Source organism: Nocardia suismassiliense (genome assembly GCF_900269665.1).
GTDB classification, from domain to species: domain Bacteria; phylum Actinomycetota; class Actinomycetes; order Mycobacteriales; family Mycobacteriaceae; genus Nocardia; species Nocardia suismassiliense.
Genome location: NZ_LT985361.1, coordinates 7,327,027 through 7,345,918 on the forward strand (window position 1 = coordinate 7,327,027; position 18,892 = coordinate 7,345,918).

Sequence of the window (18,892 nt, forward strand, 5' to 3'; positions counted from 1 at the left end):
ACCACGCCACGTGCGTTTCACACGTACCCGAAAGGTCCCGCACCGGAAGTGCTCCGGCACGGGACCTCAGGGGTTTCGATCAGACGATGGCGGCGATGCGGTCGCCGATCTCGACCGTCGACGCCGAGCCCGCGCGTGCGGCGAGGTCCTTGGCGACGGCGGATTCGATGCGGGCGGCGGCTTCGGTATTGCCGAGATGGTTGAGCAGCAACGAGACCGAGAGGATCGCGGCGGTCGGGTCGGCCTTGGACTGCCCCGCGATGTCGGGGGCGCTGCCGTGCACCGGCTCGAACATGCTCGGGTTGGTGCCGGAGGCATCGATGTTGCCGCTGGCGGCCAGGCCGATGCCACCGCTGACGGCGGCGGCGAGGTCGGTGATGATGTCGCCGAACAGATTGTCGGTGACGATCACGTCGAACCGGCCCGGGTCGTTCACCATGTGAATGGTCGCGGCATCGATGTGCTGGTAAGCCGTTGCTACGTCAGGGAATTCGGCCGCGACCTCGTCGACGGTGCGCTGCCACAGCGAGCCTGCGAAGGTGAGCACGTTGGTCTTGTGCACCAGCGTGAGGTGCTTGCGGCGGGCCTGCGCCTTGGCGAAGGCGTAGCGCACCACGCGCTCGATGCCGAAGCGGGTGTTGGTGCTGACCTCGGTCGCCACCTCGTGCGGAGTCTGCACGCGGATCGCGCCGCCGGTGCCGGTGTAGGGCCCCTCGGTGCCCTCACGGACTACGACGAAATCGATGTCGGGAGTGCCCGCCAGCGGACTGGTCACCCCCGGAAACAGTTTCGAGGGCCGGAGATTCACGTGATGATCCAGCGCGAACCTGGTGCGCAGCAGCAGCCCGCGCTCGAGCACGCCGCTCGGCACCGACGGATCACCGATCGCGCCGAGCAGGATCGCGTCGTGCTGCCGCAACTCCGGCAGCACGGAGTCCGGCAGAATCTCACCGGTCGCGTGGTACCGCTTGGCGCCGAGGTCGTACTCGGTCCGCTCGACACCGGGCTGGACCACGTCGAGCACCTTGAGCGCCTCGGCGATGACCTCGGGGCCGATGCCGTCGCCGGGGATAACAGCAAGCTTCATTGCAACAACGCTCCGTTCAATATCGCCGGCCGCACCGTGACCGGCCGCGCTCAGTGCCCAATTTCCCGGTGCCGCGCACCTTTTCGGCTCCGGCGCACGATGTCGTGCACGCGGTTGCCGATCGGTGCGCGGCGTCCGGGCATTCGATCAGAACAGGTCGACGACGACGACCTTTGCGGCACCGACGGATTCGGCGATCGCGGCCTCCACGTCGGCGGGCACCTCACGGTTGACGCGCAGCATCACCGTCGCGCCTTCCTTGTCGACGTCCTGGCTCAGCTGTGCGGCGAGGATGTCGATCCCGGCCTCGCCGAGCTTGGTGCCGATCTTGCCGAGCGCGCCCGGCTTGTCCTCGTAGTTCAGCACGGCCACGTTCAGGCCCTCGGCGCGCATGTCGTAGTTGCGGCCGTTGATGTTGACGATCTTCTGCGCCTGCTGCGGCTCGGTCAGCGTGCCCGCCACGTTCAGGGTGCGGCCGTCGCCGAACACCGCGCGCAGGTCGACGACGCTGCGGTGGCTCGGGCTCTCCGACACGGTGTTCACCTGTGCGGTGATGCCGCGCTCCTTGGCCAGGGTCGGCGCGTTGACGAAGGTGACCTGGTCCTCGACCAGGGCCGAGAAGATGCCGCGCAGCGCCGAAAGTTCCAGCACCGCTACGTCTTGCGCGGCGAGCTCGCCACGCACCTGCACCTCGACGCTGACCGGCAGTTCGTCGGACAGCGCGCCGAGCAGCGCGCCCTGCTTGCGCACGATGTCGAGCCACGGCGCGACCTCTTCGCCGACGCTGCCACCGGTGACGTTCACCGCACCGGGCACGAATTCCCCGGCGAGCGCGAGCAATACGGACTTGGCGACATCGGTGCCCGCCCGGTCCTGCGCCTCGGAGGTGGACGCGCCGAGGTGCGGGGTCACCACGACCTGCGGGAGCTCGAACAGCGGGCTGTCGGTGCACGGCTCGGTCTCGAACACGTCGAGGCCCGCGGCCCGCACATGGCCGGACTTGATGGCATCGGCGAGCGCCTGCTCGTCGACCAGGCCGCCACGCGCCGCGTTGACGATGATGACGCCCGGCTTGGTCTTGGCGATGGCTTCCTTGCCGATGATGCCCTTGGTCTCCGGGGTCTTCGGCAGGTGCACCGAGATCAGGTCGGCGCGCTCGAGCAGCTCGTCCAGGCTCAGCAACTCGATGCCGAGCTGGGCGGCGCGGGCCGGCGACACGTAGGGGTCGTACGCGACGATCTTGGTCTCGAAGGCGGCGAGCCGAGCTGCGAACAGCTGGCCGATGCGGCCGAGGCCGACCACGCCGACGGTCTTGTCGAAGATCTCGACGCCGTTGAACTTGCTGCGCTGCCAGGTGTGCTCGCGCAGCGTCGCATCGGCGGCCGGGATCTGGCGGGCGGCGGCGAGCAGCAGCGTGACGGCGTGCTCAGCGGCGGTGTGAATGTTCGAGGTCGGCGCGTTGACGACCATGACACCGCGCTCGGTGGCCGCGGGCACGTCGACATTGTCGAGGCCGACGCCGGCGCGCGCGACGATCTTCAGGTTCTTGCCCGCCTCCAGCACCTCGGCGTCCACCGTGGTCGCGGAGCGCACGAGTAGTGCGTCGGCTTCGGGGACCGCGGCGAGTAGAGCCGGGCGGTCAGGGCCGTCGACCCACCGAACCTCGACTCCGTCACCGAGCGCGTCGACGGTCGACTGGGCAAGCTTGTCGGCGATCAGGACAACAGGACGGCCTGCTTGGCTCACTGTGGAGTACTCCTGGGGAAAGGGGTCGGCAATTACCGCCGATCAGCTTAGTGGGCGTCGTTTCGGCATGTGCTACCCCCTGGTAAGGCGGCCGTCGTCAGTATGACCCATTGGTCAAATTATGCAGACCGGTCTACTGTTACCGGCATGGGTGCCAAGGGAACCGAGACGCGCGGCAAGCTGATCGACGCCACCCGCGGACTGGTGGAGAAGCACGGATACTTCGGCGCCGGCCTCAACCAGATCATCGAGACCAGCGGCGCACCGCGCGGTTCGCTGTACTTTCACTTCCCCGGCGGCAAGGACCAACTCGTCGCGGCGGCCGTCGCACAGTCCGGAAATGAGATCACCGCGCTGATCGACGCGGTCGCGCCCGGCGACACCGCGGCCGCGGCGACCAGCTTGCTCGCCGCTTTCGGTGATCGGCTGGAAGCCTCCGACTGGCACCAGGGTTGCCCGGTCGCCACGGTCACCCTCGACGTTTCCGCGGCGAACGACACGATCCAAGCCGAATGCGCCGCCGCGTACACGGCATGGGAACAGGCGCTGCGCATTCGATTGCAGGCCGACGGCCGCTCGGACGCGGCGGACCTGGCCGCGGCGATCCTCGCCATGATCGAGGGCGCTCTGCTCTTGGCCCGTGCGCAGCGCAGCCGCGAACCGCTCGAGCGGGTGGCGCGCACGATTCGCGCGATGCTCTGATCCGGCGTTATGCCAAAGGTTTTCGCAGGTCTACAGAATATGTAGACCGGTCTATTAAGGAGAGATCTATGACCGCCAGCCTCGTTGTCGGCGCCGCCGGGTTCATCGGCCGCGCCGTGGTCGAACAGCTGCTGAAGCAAGGGGGAACCGTCACGGCCGCGCTGCGGCCGGGAAGCGAGAAACGACTCGCCGCATGGCTGGAGTCACGCGCCGTCGACCAGACCCGGCTCCGCGTCGTGCCTTGTGACATCACCGCGAAAGATCTAGGCCTGCCTGCCGATCTCGACACCTCCGGCATCCACGACGTCTATAACTGTGCGGCGCGTTTCGCTTTCGGCCTCGACAAGGACGACGCGTACGCGGTGAACGTGACCGGCGCGCTCAACGTGCTCGACTGGGCGGCGGAGCTGCCTGCCCTGCGGCGCGTCGTGCACATCACCGGCTATCGCGTCACCGTCGAGGACTCCGGCGAACAGCGCTACGAGCGTGGGGCTTACGAGGCCTCAAAGGTCGAGTCCGACCCGATGCTGCGGCGACGGGCAGCCGAGCGCGGCATACCGCTCACCATCGCCAACCCGAGCAGCGTGCTCGGCCCCGGCCAATACGTCGGGCTCGCAAGCATTGTCGCGGACCTGTGGCACGGCAGGCTCGCGGCGATCCCCGGCGGTCGCGAAACCTTCCTTCCGATAGTCGATCTGGACTACTTCGCGACCTTCCTGACCGCCCTGCCAAGTCAGGACGACACGGTGGGCCGATCCTTCACAGTGCTCGATCCCCGAACCCCGGTGCTGCCGGACCTGATTCGGCTGCTCGCGCGACATCTGGGGGTGCGCGCGCCGCGCTTCTCGATTCCGGTCAGTGTTATCCAGAAGCTACCGCGGGCGCTCACCGGTGCCGATCCCGAGTCACTGCCGTTCATCGCCGACGACCGTTACGACACCTCAGCAGCGGACGAGGTCGCACGACGGGCCGGAATCACCATGCCGCACACCGAGACCGTGCTGCGGACCTGGGCCGATCATCTGGTGTCGAGCCGGTTCGGCGCCGTCGAAGCGGATCCGACCGCCGGATTCGTCGACGGCACTTGGGTTTCCGGGGATCGGGAGAATCCCGCGTATGTGCTGTTGCACGGACTGCCCCTCGACGGCGACTCCTGGTGGGCGGTGCGGTCGGCGCTCGAAGCGCCGAGCCTGGTCGCCGACCTGCCCGGCCTCGGACGGTCGGTACCGGGCGACATCGATGACGTGCTACCGCGATTGATGAGTTCCGTGCGCAGTCGTCCGGTGCTGGTCGGTCATTCGCTCGGCTGCGGTCCGGTGCTGCGGTACGCGGCGGCGCATCCGGATCGCGTCTCCGGTGTTGTCCTGGTGTCGCCCGCGTTTCTACAGCAGCCGACCGGTTGGCTGCTGCGCTCTCCGCTGACCGCGGTGGCGTTGCGGCGAATGTCGACCGCCGCCTTGGCAGCTCGGCTGGGTATCCCCGTCGGCGCGGCGACCGACGCGGCCGCCAACCTGCGGCGGCCAGGGGTGGCAGCGCGTACGGTCGCTGCGCTCCGACGGGCGAGCGCACCCGCTAGGCAACACGAGTTGACGGAACTGCTCGCGGGGATCACCGTGCCGGTGCGGATCGTCGTCGGGGCCGCAGACCCGCTCTCGGTGGCCGTGCCGCGTGAGCCGATCGTCATCGAGGGCACCGGCCACTACCCACAGTTGACTCATCCGGACCGGGTCGCGGCCGAGCTCGCCCGGTCGGCCGTCGGCGCACGGGCACGCTGACAGCACGAGGAGGGCCCCGCACCACTGGGGTGCGGGGCCCTCTCCGGAATCGCGCTCAGTGGCGCGAGACCCGGTCGATTACTCGACCATCACGTTGATTCAGCGGCCGCCGAAGGATCCCGTCCACAGGGTGTTGACGATTCCGTGGAGAGCGGCACCGAAGGTGTCCAGGAAACCGCCCAGGGCAGCGCTACCGGTGTCGATGATAACGGGGATCATTTAAATACCTCTTCGTTGAAAGACCATCCAGTTGTACTGGCTGACACAAGGCACATCGGCGTCTCGACAAAGTCGGTTACCAATTTTCGCTATTTAGTGATGCAGGTTACAGTCACATCACGAAGAACACCTGGTCAGGTGACCATTTGGGGTTGCCGCCCGGAGAACCATGGGCTTGACCACGTCGTATGCATCGACACCTACGCACGGAGATGGCTACAGCGGTAAACATGACGATCTTCTAAGAAATCGATGGGACCCGAATAAGAGGGGCATTCGAACTCGGACATTCCCGACAAGTAAGACGGTTGCGCAATACGTTGTAACAAGTGCTCGAATTCCTCGATTGCTCTCACTAGAAGCACTCTTATGCGCCTCGCGAACAACAGCATCCAGCTGCCGAATCAGCCCTGGATAAACCTGGCGCGCAATACCGTTCGCCGCCTCCGCAATACCGCTCAGCCTGCCGCTGCGACGGCCCGCGAAAATGCCCGTACCCGGGTGGTTTCCCGGTTGCGATGCCAGACCAGCCCGAGCCGGGAGTGCGCCAACCCGGTCACCGGCACGAAGCGCACCGCCGGCCGGTCGTGGTACACGGCGGTCGGATGGCACAGCAGCATCGCACCCTGACCGGCCGCCACCAACTCGATCCCCTCCCGCAGGGTGGCGACGCCCGGACCCGCCGGCACCGGCCGACCGCCCGGTGTGACATCCAGCGACTGCGCGCGCCGCCAGTACTGCGGTGCGGGTCCGCGCACACCGATCAACGCGAACTCTGCGAGATCTTCCGGCGACAAGCTGGCTCGCGCCGCCAGCGGGTGCTCGTTGTGCACCGCCAACATCTGCGGCTGCTCCGAAAACACCTGCCCGAGAACGAGATCGCTCTCCCCCATCGGCAGCAGCACCACCGCGATATCGACCTCGCCGCGCTGCACCGGACCGAACGGGTCGGCCAGCGGAATCTCGATCACCTCGGTGCCGCAGTGCGGGAATCGGCGCGCGAACAGCGCGAGAGCGTCCGTCAGATTCTCGCTGGTCGAGCCCTGAAAACCGATGCGCAGCACACCTTCCATGCCGCGCGCAGCGGCTCGGACACCGTCTACCGTCGCACGCAGCGCGGCATACGCGGGCTGCAGGTCGGCGAGGAAGTCCGCGCCCAGCGGGGTGAGCGCGACCTTGCGACTGGTGCGCTCGATCAACCGCGCGCCCACCCGGTGCTCCAGCGCGCGCAGCAGTTGACTGACCCGGCCCTGCGAGACGTACAGCCGTTCACCCGCCCGCCCGAAGTGCAGTTCCTCGGCGAGTACCAGGAAAGCCTCGAGCTCGCGCACCTCCAAGCCGCTCATGAACGCGCCTCGCTAGCGATCGGCTCCGTCATGCGCTCGCTCATCGGCTTCCCTCTCCACCGTCGATTAGTCCAGCTCATAGAACGATGAGACCTTCGCCGTTGTTTCCACCAGGCCTGATCAGTTGGCTGGAGTCATGACACAGGTTGAGGAAATCGCGAGTTCGGCACCGGCAGCGCGCGATTCGGCATTGCGCGGCTGGCTCGGCGTCGGTGCCGTGACCGGGGCCACGTTCACGGTCGTCACCTCGGAGATGCTCCCGGTCGGGTTGCTCACTCCGATCAGCGCGACATTGCGGGTCAGCGAGGGTGCGGCGGGCCTTTCGCTGACGGCCACCGGCCTGGTCGCCGCGCTGTCCGCACCGTTGATCACCGCCGCGCTCGGGCGCACCGACCGCAGGCTCGTGCTCTGCGCGCTACTCGCGGTGCTGACGGTGGGCAATGTCGGCGCGGCGTGGGCACCGAATTTCGCGGTCATGATGGGGGCCAGGGTGCTGGTCGGCGTCGGGATCGGCGGCGTGTGGGCGATCGCGGCGAGCATGGCGGCGCGCCTGGTCCCGCCGAAGTCGGTCGGTACCGCTACCGCGCTCGTGTACAGCGGCGTCGCGGTGGCCTCGGTGATCGGCGTCCCCGCCGGGACCTACATCGGCGCACTCGCCGGATGGCGCGCGGCGTTTCTCGTCATCGCCGGGCTTGCGGTGGTCCTGCTGGTCGCGATCGCCGTGCTACTTCCGAGATTGGCTGCCACGCAAGCGGTTCCGCTTCGGGACACCCTGCGATTGACGCGAGAACCGCAGTTACGCACGGCATTGCTGGTCGTCGCGTTCCTGGTGACCGGCCACTTCGCCGCCTACACCTACATCCGCCCACTGCTGGAGAAGGTGACCGGCATCGGCGCGAGCGCCATCGGCACCCTGCTCCTGGTGTACGGAATCGCCGGTGTCCTCGGCAATTTCGGTTCGGGCGCCGCGGGTGTGCGCAGCCCGCGGCGGACGCTGATCACGATCGGCATCCCGCTGGCGGTCACCGTGCTGCTGATACCGGCACTGGGCGGTTCGCTGTGGCTCGCGGTCGTGCTGATGGTGGTGTGGGGGCTGTCTTACGGCGGGGTGTCGGTCACCTCGCAGAATTGGGCGTTCGCCGGGGCACCGGACGCACGCGAGGCGGCCTCCTCGCTCAACGCGGGTGTCTTCAACGCCGCCATCGCCCTCGGCGCGTTCGTGGGCGGGCGCTCAGCGGACGCGTTCGGCGTCACCTCCGCGATGTGGCTCGGCGGCGCGCTGGTCCTCATCGCGCTGACCATCGCCGCCGTCAGCCGCCCGGCAGCGGCCCGCGAGCTGCGCGGATAGCCGAAAACCAGATGCGGTCGTGATCATCGGCCGCCTAGCATCGGCGGCATGGCCCTGCGCGCGATCCCCGCTTCGATGGACCCGACAGTGGTCGGGTCCATCGACTTCGAGCTGGACCGGGTCGAGCGCGAGCACCGCGTCTCGGTCCGGCTCGCCATCGAAAGCGGCAGCCGCGCCTGGGGTTTCCCGTCGCCGGATTCCGACTACGACTGCCGTTTCGTCTACGTCGCGAGCCTGGATACCTACCTCTCGCCCTGGCGCACCCGCGACGTCATCGAGACGCCGCTGACCGGGCTGCTCGACGTGAACGGCTGGGACCTGGCCAAGGCGCTGCGCCTGCTGGTCGCCGGCAATGCCGTGCTCATCGAATGGCTGATGTCGCCGATCGTGTACCGCGGCGATACCCGATTCCGAGATGACCTGCGTGCCTTGGCCGACGAGGTCGCCGACCGCGACCGGGTGGCCCGGCACTACCTGCACCTGGGTGCCAAGCAGTGGGAGTTGTTCGACCGCAACCGATCACTGAAGAAGGTGTTCTACTCGCTGCGCCCGGCCATGGCGTTGCGCTGGCTGCGTCAGCACCCTGGCGCGGCGGTGGCGCCGATGCACCTGCCGACCCTGATGGACGAGTGCGACCTGCCCGCCGAACTCGTTGCGTCAGTGGCGGAGTTGACCGAGCTCAAGTCACGCACCCGCGAAATGGGCAGCGGGACAGTGCCTGCGCCGATCGCCGCGTTCATCGAGGCCGAATTCGACCTGGCGACAGACGCTTTCCCGAAGACCGCGGACCCGGACCTCGACCGCGCCCGTAGCCTCACCGCGGAGTTCTTCCGCGCCGAGGCACAGCAGTAACCGCTCACGATTCGGCGACGGCCGCCGCGTACGCCTGGGCAAGCCGGTGCGTGGCGGTCGGCCGATCCTGGTCCGGACGGGGGATCCCCAAGTGGGACTCCCGAAGTTCAGCCATGAACTCCGCCCACAGCTCCGGCCCGCCCTCCGCCAGTAGCTCGGCTCGCACCCGCAGTCGCTTTGTGGTCGGCCGGTGCCGCAACCCCCAGGCCCCGAGTTGCGCCATGATCGGTACGAGCTGGATGGCAGGCTCGGTCAGCCGGTACTCGACCTTCTGACCAGGCCTGCTGTCCGCTCGACTGAGCATGCCCGCCGCGACCAGCCGTTTGAGGCGGTCGGCCAGGATGTTCGAGGCGATGCCCTCCTCCGAGCCGGCCAGCAGTTCCCGGAAATAGCGCCGGTTGCCGAACATCACGTCGCGCAGCACCAGCAGGGTCCACCGATCGCCGATCACTTCGATCGTCGCGTTGATCGGGCAGCCCGAGCGTCCCTCATCGCGCATCCACCGCTCCTTCTCCGCAAAACCGAGTCGAACATCTGCTTGCAATATACAACCAGTTACCCGTAATCTGACCCCAAGCGATTGCAAACTGCAAGCACTATAGAAAGACTGACACCATGGCGAAGCTGCACGTGCGCAACCTGGCGATCTCCCTCGACGGCTACGTCGCCGGACCGAACCAGAGCGCGGACAACCCGCTCGGCGAAGGCGGCACGAGCCTGCACGAGTGGGTCTTCGCCACGCAGACCGGTCGCACCTGGTTCGGCGACGAGGGCGGCGAGACCGGTGTCGATGACGATTTCGTCAAGGCGGGCGAGGTCGGCATCGGCGCAACCATCATGGGCCGCAACATGTTCGGGCCGATCCGCGGCACGTGGCCGGACGAGGAGTGGAAGGGCTGGTGGGGCGACAACCCGCCGTACCACCACGACACCTTCGTGATGACCCATCACCCGCGGCCTTCGCTGCCGATGGCGGGCGGGACCACGTTCCACTTCGTGAACGACACCCCGGAAGAAGTGCTGAAGCAGGCAGTCGAGGCAGCCGATGGCAAGGACGTCCGGCTGGGCGGCGGATCATCGGTCGTGCGCCAGTTCCTGCAGGCGGGTCTGGTCGACGAGCTGCACCTGGCCGTCGTGCCGATCCTGCTCGGCGGCGGCGAGCGACTCTACGACGACCTCGGCACGCTGCCCGGCTACCGGGTCAGCTCGGTGGTCCGCTCCCCCGCGGTCACCCATGTGCAGTTCAGCAAGGCCTGAGCAGTCCCCTGAAATGGGGAAAGGCCCCGCACCATGCCGGTGTGGGGCCTTTCGAAAGCTTGGGAGCGAATCAGAGGACGCGAACGTCCTGCGCCTGCGGGCCCTTCTGGCCCTGGCCGATTTCGAACTCCACGCGCTGCCCCTCATCGAGGGACCGGAAACCCGCGCCGCTAACGGCCGAGTAATGCACGAAGACGTCGGGGCCTCCGCCGTCTTGCGCGATGAAGCCGAAGCCCTTCTCGCTGTTGAACCACTTCACAATGCCCTGAGCCATTTCATACTTTCTGTAGACGAGCCAGATTCTGGCAAATGGAATGCCCTGGTCTCGTAGATCAACGATGCCATGATCCGACGAATTTCTCCACATCTTCCCCCGTCAACTGTGAGCAATACAACGCTGACGTGGGGTTGTTGCCTTCACCTCCCATGCTCTGACAGGCCCCGATCCGGGAAAACCACCCGAAACAGACGTTCGGGAACCTGAGCTTGTTGCCAGGCGCGTTCGTCGTCCCCCTCCGACGAATCGGCCTGTACCGCCTGCATCGCATAGTTGGCCGCATGCACCGCGTGGCCCGCCACATGGGCGGTGGCCGCGGCATGCCCGGCCGCTCGCGCGGCGAAAGCGGCGGGTCCGGTGGTCTCGCGGGCCGCGTCGTGGGCGGCGAAGGCTGCTCGGCGCGCTTCCGGCATCGTCAGGTCGCCGCGTACCCATGCTCGGGCGGCCTCGATCGCCGCCGCCGGTCGGGGATCCTGGGGGCAGGCGCGCTCGAAAAGCGGCAGCACATGCTCGGCGCATGCGGCCGCCCACAGCGCCAACGCTGTGTGGTCGACCCTGTTGAGGGTCACCGACCCGCTCTGATCGCCTCGGTCCGCACAGGCTTTTCCCCTTCTCGACGCAAGTGGTCGCCGATGCCGGGCCACGTCCAGTTACCTTGTGCCGCAAGGGCCATCACTACCAGCGCAGCACTGCGCCGCTAAGTCATCCTACGACTTTCTGCCCCGTCGCGCAGCCCCCACGGGCATCCCCGGTTCACGGTTGCAGATAGCGCACCTGACGCGGTTTCGCCGCGGCGTAGGCGGCGCGACCGGACAGGTGTTCGGGGACACCGACCTCCCACCAGGCGCCGGCTTCGGTCCAGGACGACGGCTGGGTGCGGATCACCAGCACGGCTGGGCGGGATTCGCGGACCGCGGCCTCCCGCGCTCCGGCGTAGGCGTCGCGGAACTCGGTCAGGTCGGCGGCGGTGAAGACGGCACAGCCCAGCGCGCGAGCGTGCGCGGCGAAGTCCACCCGCGGCGGCTCGGCGTGGGCGCTGCGGCAGTCGGCGTAGAAATTATTGAACGGTGCGCCGCCTTGCCCCTCCTGAAGACGGGCGATCACCGCGTAACCGTCGTTGTCGCAGACCACCGCGACGAACGGGTGCCCGGCGAAGGCCGCCGAGAACAGTTCGGAGTTCAGCATGAGGTAGGAGCCGTCGCCGAGCATGGTGGTGACCAGGCCGTCGGTGTGCGCCATGGCCGCACCCCAGGCGCCGGCGAGTTCGTAACCCATGCAGGAGAAGCCGTATTCTACGTCCATGCTCGGGACGCCGCCGGTGGCGCGCCAGCCGCCGACGAGTTCGCCGGGCATGCCGCCCGAGGCGGTCATGACATAGTCGTTCGGTCCGCTGAGCTCGTTGACGATGCCGACGACCTGGGCGTAACTGGGTGTGCCCGGGGTGTGAGCGCGCAACTTGTCGATGTGGGCGTCCCAGGTGCCGCGCTGAGCTGCGGCGCGGGCGGACCACTCGGGCTCGACGCGCCATTCCCCCAGGTGATCGGCCAGATCGCGGACCGTCGCGGCCGCGTCGCCGACTACCGCGAGCGCGCCGTGTTTGACCGCGTCGAACCGTGCGGTGTTGATCGTGACGAGGCGGACTTCTGGTGCGAAGACCGTCCACGAGGCGGTGGTGAAATCCTGCAGGCGGGTGCCGACGGCGAGGACCAGGTCGGCTTCGGCGGCCATCGTGTTCGCCGAGTTCGAGCCGGTGACGCCGAGCGGGCCGGCGTAGAGCGCATGGTCGTGCGGCACCAGGGTCCGGCCCGCCGTCGTCTCCACGATCGGAATCCCATGGCGCTCAGCGAATTCGAGCGCCGTGCGGCCCGCACCCGAGTAGCGGACACCGCCGCCGAGCACCAGCAGCGGCCGCGCGGAGCTACGCAGCGCCGCGGCGGCGTCGGCCAGCGAGCGCTCGTCGGCGCGCGGGCGCAGGATGCGATGCACGGTCGGTTCGAACAGGGCGTCGGGGAAGTCGTAGGTCTCGGCCTGGACGTCTTGGGGTAGGGCGAGGGTTACCGGACCGGCCTCGGCCGGGTCGGTGAGCACCCGAACCGCCTGGGGCAGTGTCGAAATCAACTGCTCCGGGCGGGTGATCCGATCGAAGTACCGGCTCACCGCACGGAAGGCGTCGTTGACCGTGGCGGTGGCGTCGCCGAAGTGCTCGACCTGCTGGAGCACCGGGTCGGGGGCGCGGGTGGTGAAGGTGTCGCCCGGAAGCAGCAGCAGCGGAAGGCGATTGGCGTGCGCGACACCGGCGGCGGTCACCATGTTCAGCGCGCCGGGCCCGATGGACGAGGTGGCCACGCCGATCTGCCGCCGATGGGTCGCCTTGGCATAACCGACGGCCGCCAGGGCCATGCCCTGCTCGGTGTGCCCGCGCCAGACCGGGATTTCATCCCTGCGCTCTTGTAGCGCGGTGCCGAGGCTGAGCACGTTGCCGTGCCCGAAGATGCCGAAAACAGCCGGGAACAACGGCACTTCGCGGCCGTCGAGGGTTTCGGAGCGTTGGGCGACCAGCCAGGCCACCAGCGCCTGTGCCGCAGTGAGTTTCATCCGAGCCGTCCTTCGTGGTTGGTGATCGGGCAGCGCGGATCGCGGACTTCGGTGTCCCAGGTGCCGCGCACCCAGCTGTGTACCGGGTCGTCGCAGAAGGCCATCGAGCGCTCCGGGGCGGGGCCGGCGAGCACGTTCAGGTAGTACATCGGGTAGCCCGGCGCGGCGATGCACGGGCCGTGGTAGCCGCGTGGGACGAGAAAAACATCGCCGTCGCGCACCACGACGTTTTCGTCCAACTCGCCGTCCGAGGTGTAGGTCCGGTGGATTCCGAATCCGTCACGTGACGGAGTGGTGCCGTCTCGTCCGGCGATGCGGAAGTAGTAGATCTCCTCGTTCACTACCTCGCAGTCGCTCGCTTCGTCGTGCTTGTGCGGCGGATAGGACGACCAGTTGCCGTCCGGGGTGATCAGTTCGCAGGCGTTGAGTTTGTCGGCGTGGTCCCAGATGCCGGGGACCCCGAAGTTGGTGACCTGACGGGTGGCTCGGCCCGCGCCGCGGATATCGATCGGGACCTGTTCCGCAGGGCCATATTTCGGGTCGAGGCGATTGATGCAGCGCGCCATGGGCAGGGCGAGCTCCGCCGCCGCGTCGGCCGTCAGTTCGACCTCGGCGTCGCGGGGGATGTATGCGAAGTCGGTCACCCGGGCGAAAACCGATTCCCGGCCGGTCAATTCGAATGTCATGTCGTCGACACGGACGGTGCACGCGCCGGCCAGCGGCAATACGAACGCTTCGTACTCGCCGGTCGTCAGCTTTCGGGTTTCCCCGGCGGCCAGGTGCAGCACCCGCAGGCCCGTGTAGGTCCATCCGGCGTCTTCGGGGCCCAGGCGGATCGGATCGCCGCCGTCGCTCAGGGTTCCAGCTGGTCTGTGCAGCCTCATCGCGATCCCCGCCTGTATTCAGGACGATCAAGTCTCATCGCGTCTCCTTCAGCATCTTGGCGGCTGCGTCGACGGCTGCGCCCACGTCACCGTCGGGCGGATACAGCAGGGTCCGGCCGACCACCAGGCCGCGCACCACGTCATGACTGAGCGCGCCGTCCCAGAACGCGAGGTCGGCGACCGGGTCGCCGGAGGGTGCCCCGCCGAGGACCACGACCGGCAGCGTCGTCGCGTCGAGGACCGAAATATCCTGCGGGGCAGGAATCTTCAGCCAGGTGTAGGCCGAGGTGACGCCGAGACCGGAGGCGACCGTGATCGCCCGGGACAAAGCAGGCGCGTCCTTGGCCATCACCAGGGCGCCGGATTCGTCGCGGTGGTACGGCAGGGGCTCGACCATGGCCATCAGGCCGTTCGCCGCGAGTTCGGAGACCGCCTGCGCACAGGCCTGCAACGTCGGGACCGTGCCCGCGTCCGAATCGACAAGGCGCAGCAGCATTTTGCCGCCGTCCAGCCGGAATCGGGCGAGTGAGTCGGCGTCGTACCCGGTGAAGCGGTCGTCGATCTCCCACTCGGCGCCCGCGAGCCCGCCCCGGTTCATGGATCCGATGACGACCTTGTCGTCCAACGCATCCAACAGCAGCAGCTCCTCGACCACGTCCGGCGAGCCGAGCACGCCGTCGACGTCCGGGTGGGCCAGCGCGATCAGCAGCCGCTCCAGCAGCATCCGCCGGTCCGCCATGGCGGTCAGGTCCGAGCCGACGCCGAGGGCGCCGCGGGCCGGGTGGTCCGCGGCGACCAGGAACAGAGTGTCCTTGTCCGCCAGCAGGTTCGGGCGGCGGACTCGTTTCGCATAAGCCCGTTCGACCGCCGCCGGGTCCGTCGCGCGGACGCGCAGCAGCTCACGCCAGCGTTCGTCGGTCAAATGCACGGTAGGTTCTCCATTTCTGTCTCGTGCGCCGCCTCAGCGGCACAGCAGATCCTCGATCTCCGAATCCGTCGGCATGGCGTCCGCGCACGCCAGCCGGGACGCCACCAGGGCGCCCGCGGCATTGGCGTAGGTGGCGATGCGGTGTGGATCCCAGTCCGCGAGCAGGCCGTGGATCAGCGCACCGCCGAAACCGTCGCCCGCGCCGAGTCCGCAGACCACCTCGACAGGGCACGGCGGCACCGTCCAGCGTTCGTATTCGGTCGCCACGAGCACGCCCTCGGCGCCGCGCTTGATCACCGCGAGCCGGACACCGCGGGCGAGCAGACGGTCGGCGGCCTCGTCGGGATCGGCTGTGCCCACGGCGACTTGGACCTCGGTGCGGTTACCGACGACCACGTTGACGTGGTCGACCATCCAGCCGATCTCTGCTCGGGCGGTGTCGACATCCGGCCAGAACATCGGCCGGTAGTCGAGGTCGAGCACGGTGTGGCCGCGGCGATTCCGCCGTTCGAGGATGCGGCGCTGAGTACTACGTCCAGGCTCCGCGCTCACGCCGGTGCCGGTGACCCACAGCAGGGGAACCGAATCCACCACGTCCCACGGCACCTCGTCCTCGGTGAGGGTGAGGTCCGGTGCGATGGGCGCGCGATAGAACAGCAGCGGCGGGTCGGCGGGCGGCTTCAGCTCGCAAAAGACCACGGGCGTCAGGAGGTCCGGCGCCGTGCCGACATAGTCCGTCGAGACCCCGAAGTCCGCCAAGGCCGTTCGCACGTAGTCGCCGAAACCGTCCGGGCCGACCTTGGTCAGTACGGCGCTGCGGCGGCCCAGTCGCGCGGCCGCCACCGCTACGTTGGTCGCGGTGCCGCCCAGGAATTTCGCGAAGGACTCGACCTCGGCCAGGCCGACGCCGCTCTGCTGCGGGTAGAGATCCACGCCGACGCGTCCGATGGTCAGTGCTTCCAAATCGGTCACGGCAACACCTTTCGCCGCGGTGAGCTGTTCACGACACGACCCGCTGCAGTTCGTGCTGCAACGCGTCCAGTTCGGCGCCGCCCGCCATCTGCCTCGTGAGCTCCGACAGGTCGATCTCGTCCTTCTCGTACGAGCCGAGCATCGTGCCGCGTTTCAGCAGCAGAAAACGGTCGCCGACCGGGAAGGCGTGGTGCGGATTGTGCGTGATCAGGATGACGCCGAGGCCTCGATCACGCGCTTGGACAACGTATTTGAGCACCACCCCGGCCTGCTTCACACCGAGCGCGGCGGTGGGTTCGTCCAGGATCAGCACCTTGGCGCCGTAGTGCACGGCCCGCGCGATGGCCACGCATTGGCGCTGCCCGCCGGACAGCGTGCCGACCGGCTGCTCCATATCGCGGATCTCGATGCCCATGTCCGCCAACCCTTGCCGGGCGATCTCGCGACCCTTGCGGCGGTCGAGCAGCCGCAAGAAGCCGGTGGTCGGCTCGGAACCCAGCACGAAGTTGCGCCAGACGCTCATCAGCGGCACCACCGCGAGATCCTGATAGACCGTCGCGATGCCGTGATCCAAAGCCATGCGCGGCGAAGACATCCGGACCGGCTGTCCGTCGATGCGCAACTCGCCGCGATCGTGCTGGTGCACCCCGGCCAGGATCTTGATCAGCGTGGACTTGCCCGCACCGTTGTCGCCGAGGATGCAGGTGACCTGCCCCGCGTTGACCACGGTCGACACGTCCTCCAACGCGACGACGCCGCCGTAACTCTTGCCGATACCAACGGCTTCGATGAGCGGGGTCGCCCCACTCGTCGCCTGTGCTGGTGCACTCATCGGCGTACCCTTTCGGCTCGCTTCTGGAATCTGTTGTTGACCAGCACCGCCGCCAGCAGCAGCACGCCGAGGAACAGCATGAACCAGTCACTGTCCCAGCGCGCGAACACAATTCCCTGACGCGCCATGCCGAAGATGAGGGCGCCGATGGCGGCGCCGATCGCCGAGCCGAAGCCGCCGGTCAGCAGGCAACCGCCGACGACAGCGGCGATGATGTAGTGCAGCTCCAGGCCCACCCCTTGGTTCGCCTGCACGCTGGCGAAACGCAGGATGCCACAGGAACCGACCACCCAGCCGGCGAATGCGGTGGTCATGAAGAGCACGATTTTCGTCCGGTCCGCGGGTACACCGACGGCCCGTGCGTTGGTGAGTGAGCCGCCGACAGCGAAGATCCAATTGCCGAACTTGGTACGCACCAAGACGATCGCGGCGATCGCGGTCAGCACGATCCACCAGATGACCGAGGCTTGGATGCGGGCCTCACCGATGTTCAACGTCGAGGCGAAGACCCAGCCTGCCGAGTTGTAGCCCTCGGCGCTCCGAATCCCGGACACCTGAACGGTTCCGGTGACCAGTCGGGTCACGCCGAGGTTCAAGCCTTGCAGCGCAAGGAAAGTGCCGAGCGTGACGATGAAACTCGGCAATCCGGTACGCATCACGAGCCACCCGTTGAATGCGCCGACCAGCAACGCCAGTAGCAGCGAGGCCAGCAGTGCGAACCAGACGTTCCAGCCCGCGTGCACCGCGAGCAGCGCGGTGACCAGCGCGGTCGACGCGGTCATCACACCGGCCGACAGATCGAATTCACCGCCGATCATCAACAGCGCCACCGCGACCGCCATGATGCCGAGCGTGGACGAGTCGTCCAGCCAGGTCGCGATGCCCAGCGGGCTCAGAAACCGCTCGGTGATGATCGAGAAGAACACGAACACGAGCAGCGCGCCGAGTGCGGCGCCGATCTCCGGCCGCACGATCAGCCGCTGCAGCAGCGTCGGTCCCTGGGGTTGCGCGGCCGGTGCGGCCTCGGATGCTTTTGTGGCAACAGTCATTTCATCTACTCCCTGACCTCAGCGGGTGCCCTGTGCCACGAGCGCGGCGACGGCATCGACGTTGTCCTTGTCGACGAAGGCCGGACCCGTCTGCACCGGTGCGCCACCACCGACGGTGTTCAAATTCGTCCGGTAGGCCTGCAGCAGCACCACGGGCAGATAACCCTGCTCGTACTGCTGCTGGTCGACGGCGAACAGCAGCTTGCCCGCCCGGATGGCCTCGACCACATCGGTATTGAGGTCGAACGTCGCGACCGTCGCGCCGGACTGCGATTCCTTGACCCCGTCCACCGCACGCGCGGCGACCTGCGAATTCAGCGTCAGCACCGCGTCGATGGTCTTGTCGGCCTCCAGCGCGCCCTTGATGCGGGACTGCGCGTCGGTCGGGTTGTTGATGTCGACCTGCAGCGTCGTGCCGTTGCCGAAGGCCTTGGTTGCACCGTCGCACCGCTGGGTAGCGCCGATATTGCCCGCCTCGTGGATCACGCAGAGCAGCTTGGTCTTCTTGGCATCGGCCAGCCGCTTGCCCGCCGCCTGGCCGGCCAGCGACTCGCTTTGTCCCACATGGCCGATGGCGCCGTACTTGACGCTCTCGTTCTCGCCGGAGTTGATGGTCACCACCGGAATGCCTGCGGTGACGGCCTTTTCGATCGAGGGGCGCAACGCGTCCGGGTTGGCCATCGAGACGACGAGCCCGTCGACGCCCTGCGCCACCGCGTTGTCGATCAGCTTCGCTTGCTGGCCCGGATCACCGGCGGAGTTGTATTCGACCCGGACGCCGAGATCCTTGCCTGCCGCCTCCGCGCCGTTCTTGACGACGTTCCAGAACGCGTCGCCGGGGCTGCCGTGCGTGACCACCGCGACAGAGTTCAATTTTCCTGCGGCCACCGGCGAGTTGGTCGGGGCGGGCACGTCGGCGCCCGGCCCGCTACAGGCGGCCAGCACCGTGGCGGCGGCGAGCCATGGCAGCAACCGGCGCGACCGCTGCCATCCTCGGCCGAGTCGTAGAGACATCGTTGTCAT

General features: G+C 67.8%; 18 protein-coding genes. 5 read left to right on the top strand and 13 right to left on the bottom strand.

Going from position 1 to position 18,892, the window contains the following annotated elements; translation table 11 throughout:
- Window positions 1-79: 79 nt before the first annotated feature.
- Both DBO33_RS32685 and serA read right to left on the bottom strand, forming a co-directional pair.
- A complete protein-coding gene (locus DBO33_RS32685) occupies window positions 80-1,087 on the bottom strand; it encodes a 3-isopropylmalate dehydrogenase (protein ID WP_107658478.1) in 1,008 nt (335 codons plus the stop codon).
- 147 nt (window positions 1,088-1,234) lie between these two features.
- Entirely contained in the window at window positions 1,235-2,833 is a 1,599-nt protein-coding gene (serA, locus tag DBO33_RS32690; RefSeq protein ID WP_107658479.1) for a phosphoglycerate dehydrogenase, read from the bottom strand.
- 147 nt (window positions 2,834-2,980) lie between these two features.
- Here serA and DBO33_RS32695 point away from each other — a divergent pair, with 147 nt between their 5' ends.
- Entirely contained in the window at window positions 2,981-3,535 is a 555-nt protein-coding gene (locus DBO33_RS32695; RefSeq protein WP_107658480.1) for a TetR/AcrR family transcriptional regulator, read from the top strand.
- Between the two features lie 68 nt (window positions 3,536-3,603).
- On the top strand, window positions 3,604-5,310 hold the full coding sequence (locus DBO33_RS32700; RefSeq protein ID WP_107658481.1) for an alpha/beta fold hydrolase: 1,707 nt from the start codon (window positions 3,604-3,606) through the stop codon (window positions 5,308-5,310).
- Window positions 5,311-5,987: 677 nt separating this feature from the next.
- Here DBO33_RS32700 and DBO33_RS32705 read toward each other — a convergent pair.
- Window positions 5,988-6,875 (bottom strand): LysR family transcriptional regulator, encoded by an 888-nt coding sequence (locus DBO33_RS32705; protein ID WP_107658482.1) that lies wholly within the window; start codon window positions 6,873-6,875, stop codon window positions 5,988-5,990.
- A 136-nt stretch (window positions 6,876-7,011) separates the two neighbouring features.
- Between DBO33_RS32705 and DBO33_RS32710 the strand changes: the two genes are divergently transcribed.
- A complete protein-coding gene (locus DBO33_RS32710; protein ID WP_107658483.1) occupies window positions 7,012-8,223 on the top strand; it encodes an MFS transporter in 1,212 nt (403 codons plus the stop codon).
- A 48-nt stretch (window positions 8,224-8,271) separates the two neighbouring features.
- Window positions 8,272-9,075, top strand: a complete 804-nt coding sequence (locus DBO33_RS32715) for a nucleotidyltransferase domain-containing protein (RefSeq protein WP_107658484.1) — start codon at window positions 8,272-8,274, stop codon at window positions 9,073-9,075.
- Window positions 9,076-9,079: 4 nt separating this feature from the next.
- Here DBO33_RS32715 and DBO33_RS32720 read toward each other — a convergent pair whose 3' ends face one another.
- On the bottom strand, window positions 9,080-9,574 hold the full coding sequence (locus tag DBO33_RS32720) for a winged helix-turn-helix transcriptional regulator (protein ID WP_107658485.1): 495 nt from the start codon (window positions 9,572-9,574) through the stop codon (window positions 9,080-9,082).
- Between the two features lie 116 nt (window positions 9,575-9,690).
- Between DBO33_RS32720 and DBO33_RS32725 the strand changes: the two genes are divergently transcribed.
- Window positions 9,691-10,332, top strand: coding sequence for a dihydrofolate reductase family protein (locus DBO33_RS32725; protein ID WP_107658486.1), 642 nt, complete (start codon window positions 9,691-9,693; stop codon window positions 10,330-10,332).
- A gap of 70 nt (window positions 10,333-10,402) precedes the next feature.
- Here DBO33_RS32725 and DBO33_RS32730 read toward each other — a convergent pair whose 3' ends face one another.
- The 9 genes from DBO33_RS32730 to DBO33_RS32770 form a co-directional block, all read right to left on the bottom strand.
- Window positions 10,403-10,606: a cold-shock protein gene (locus DBO33_RS32730; RefSeq protein ID WP_054814460.1), complete on the bottom strand. Its 204-nt coding sequence runs from the start codon at window positions 10,604-10,606 to the stop codon at window positions 10,403-10,405.
- 143 nt (window positions 10,607-10,749) lie between these two features.
- A complete protein-coding gene (locus tag DBO33_RS32735; protein ID WP_107658487.1) occupies window positions 10,750-11,178 on the bottom strand; it encodes a putative immunity protein in 429 nt (142 codons plus the stop codon).
- Window positions 11,179-11,362: 184 nt separating this feature from the next.
- Complete coding sequence (gene iolD / locus DBO33_RS32740; RefSeq protein ID WP_107658488.1) at window positions 11,363-13,204, bottom strand: 3D-(3,5/4)-trihydroxycyclohexane-1,2-dione acylhydrolase (decyclizing); 1,842 nt, start codon at window positions 13,202-13,204, stop codon at window positions 11,363-11,365.
- Entirely contained in the window at window positions 13,201-14,088 is an 888-nt protein-coding gene (gene iolB / locus DBO33_RS32745; protein WP_107658489.1) for a 5-deoxy-glucuronate isomerase, read from the bottom strand. The genes iolD and iolB overlap by 4 nt, the downstream gene beginning before the upstream one ends.
- A 34-nt stretch (window positions 14,089-14,122) precedes the next feature.
- Window positions 14,123-15,016, bottom strand: coding sequence for a Cgl0159 family (beta/alpha)8-fold protein (locus DBO33_RS32750; RefSeq protein ID WP_107658490.1), 894 nt, complete (start codon window positions 15,014-15,016; stop codon window positions 14,123-14,125).
- Window positions 15,017-15,049: 33 nt separating this feature from the next.
- Entirely contained in the window at window positions 15,050-15,988 is a 939-nt protein-coding gene (gene iolC, locus DBO33_RS32755; RefSeq protein ID WP_107658491.1) for a 5-dehydro-2-deoxygluconokinase, read from the bottom strand.
- Between the two features lie 28 nt (window positions 15,989-16,016).
- Entirely contained in the window at window positions 16,017-16,820 is an 804-nt protein-coding gene (locus tag DBO33_RS32760; RefSeq protein WP_107658492.1) for an ATP-binding cassette domain-containing protein, read from the bottom strand.
- Entirely contained in the window at window positions 16,817-17,869 is a 1,053-nt protein-coding gene (locus DBO33_RS32765) for an ABC transporter permease (RefSeq protein ID WP_199856826.1), read from the bottom strand. The genes DBO33_RS32760 and DBO33_RS32765 overlap by 4 nt, the downstream gene beginning before the upstream one ends.
- Window positions 17,870-17,887: 18 nt before the next feature.
- Window positions 17,888-18,892, bottom strand: coding sequence for a sugar ABC transporter substrate-binding protein (locus tag DBO33_RS32770; protein ID WP_234391160.1), 1,005 nt, complete (start codon window positions 18,890-18,892; stop codon window positions 17,888-17,890).

Bases quoted from the DNA above. Each gene is read 5' to 3' on its own strand.
- DBO33_RS32685 (WP_107658478.1), bottom strand. From the start codon at position 1,087: ATGAAGCTTGCTGTTATCCCCGGCGACGGCATCGGCCCCGAGGTCATC.
- DBO33_RS32695 (WP_107658480.1), top strand. From the start codon at position 2,981: ATGGGTGCCAAGGGAACCGAGACGCGCGGCAAGCTGATCGACGCCACC.
- DBO33_RS32700 (WP_107658481.1), top strand. From the start codon at position 3,604: ATGACCGCCAGCCTCGTTGTCGGCGCCGCCGGGTTCATCGGCCGCGCC.
- DBO33_RS32705 (WP_107658482.1), bottom strand. From the start codon at position 6,875: ATGAGCGGCTTGGAGGTGCGCGAGCTCGAGGCTTTCCTGGTACTCGCC.
- DBO33_RS32710 (WP_107658483.1), top strand. From the start codon at position 7,012: ATGACACAGGTTGAGGAAATCGCGAGTTCGGCACCGGCAGCGCGCGAT.
- DBO33_RS32715 (WP_107658484.1), top strand. From the start codon at position 8,272: ATGGCCCTGCGCGCGATCCCCGCTTCGATGGACCCGACAGTGGTCGGG.
- DBO33_RS32720 (WP_107658485.1), bottom strand. From the start codon at position 9,574: ATGCGCGATGAGGGACGCTCGGGCTGCCCGATCAACGCGACGATCGAA.
- DBO33_RS32725 (WP_107658486.1), top strand. From the start codon at position 9,691: ATGGCGAAGCTGCACGTGCGCAACCTGGCGATCTCCCTCGACGGCTAC.
- DBO33_RS32730 (WP_054814460.1), bottom strand. From the start codon at position 10,606: ATGGCTCAGGGCATTGTGAAGTGGTTCAACAGCGAGAAGGGCTTCGGC.
- iolD (WP_107658488.1), bottom strand. From the start codon at position 13,204: ATGAAACTCACTGCGGCACAGGCGCTGGTGGCCTGGCTGGTCGCCCAA.
- iolB (WP_107658489.1), bottom strand. From the start codon at position 14,088: ATGAGGCTGCACAGACCAGCTGGAACCCTGAGCGACGGCGGCGATCCG.
- DBO33_RS32760 (WP_107658492.1), bottom strand. From the start codon at position 16,820: ATGAGTGCACCAGCACAGGCGACGAGTGGGGCGACCCCGCTCATCGAA.
- DBO33_RS32765 (WP_199856826.1), bottom strand. From the start codon at position 17,869: ATGACTGTTGCCACAAAAGCATCCGAGGCCGCACCGGCCGCGCAACCC.
- DBO33_RS32770 (WP_234391160.1), bottom strand. From the start codon at position 18,892: ATGACAACGATGTCTCTACGACTCGGCCGAGGATGGCAGCGGTCGCGC.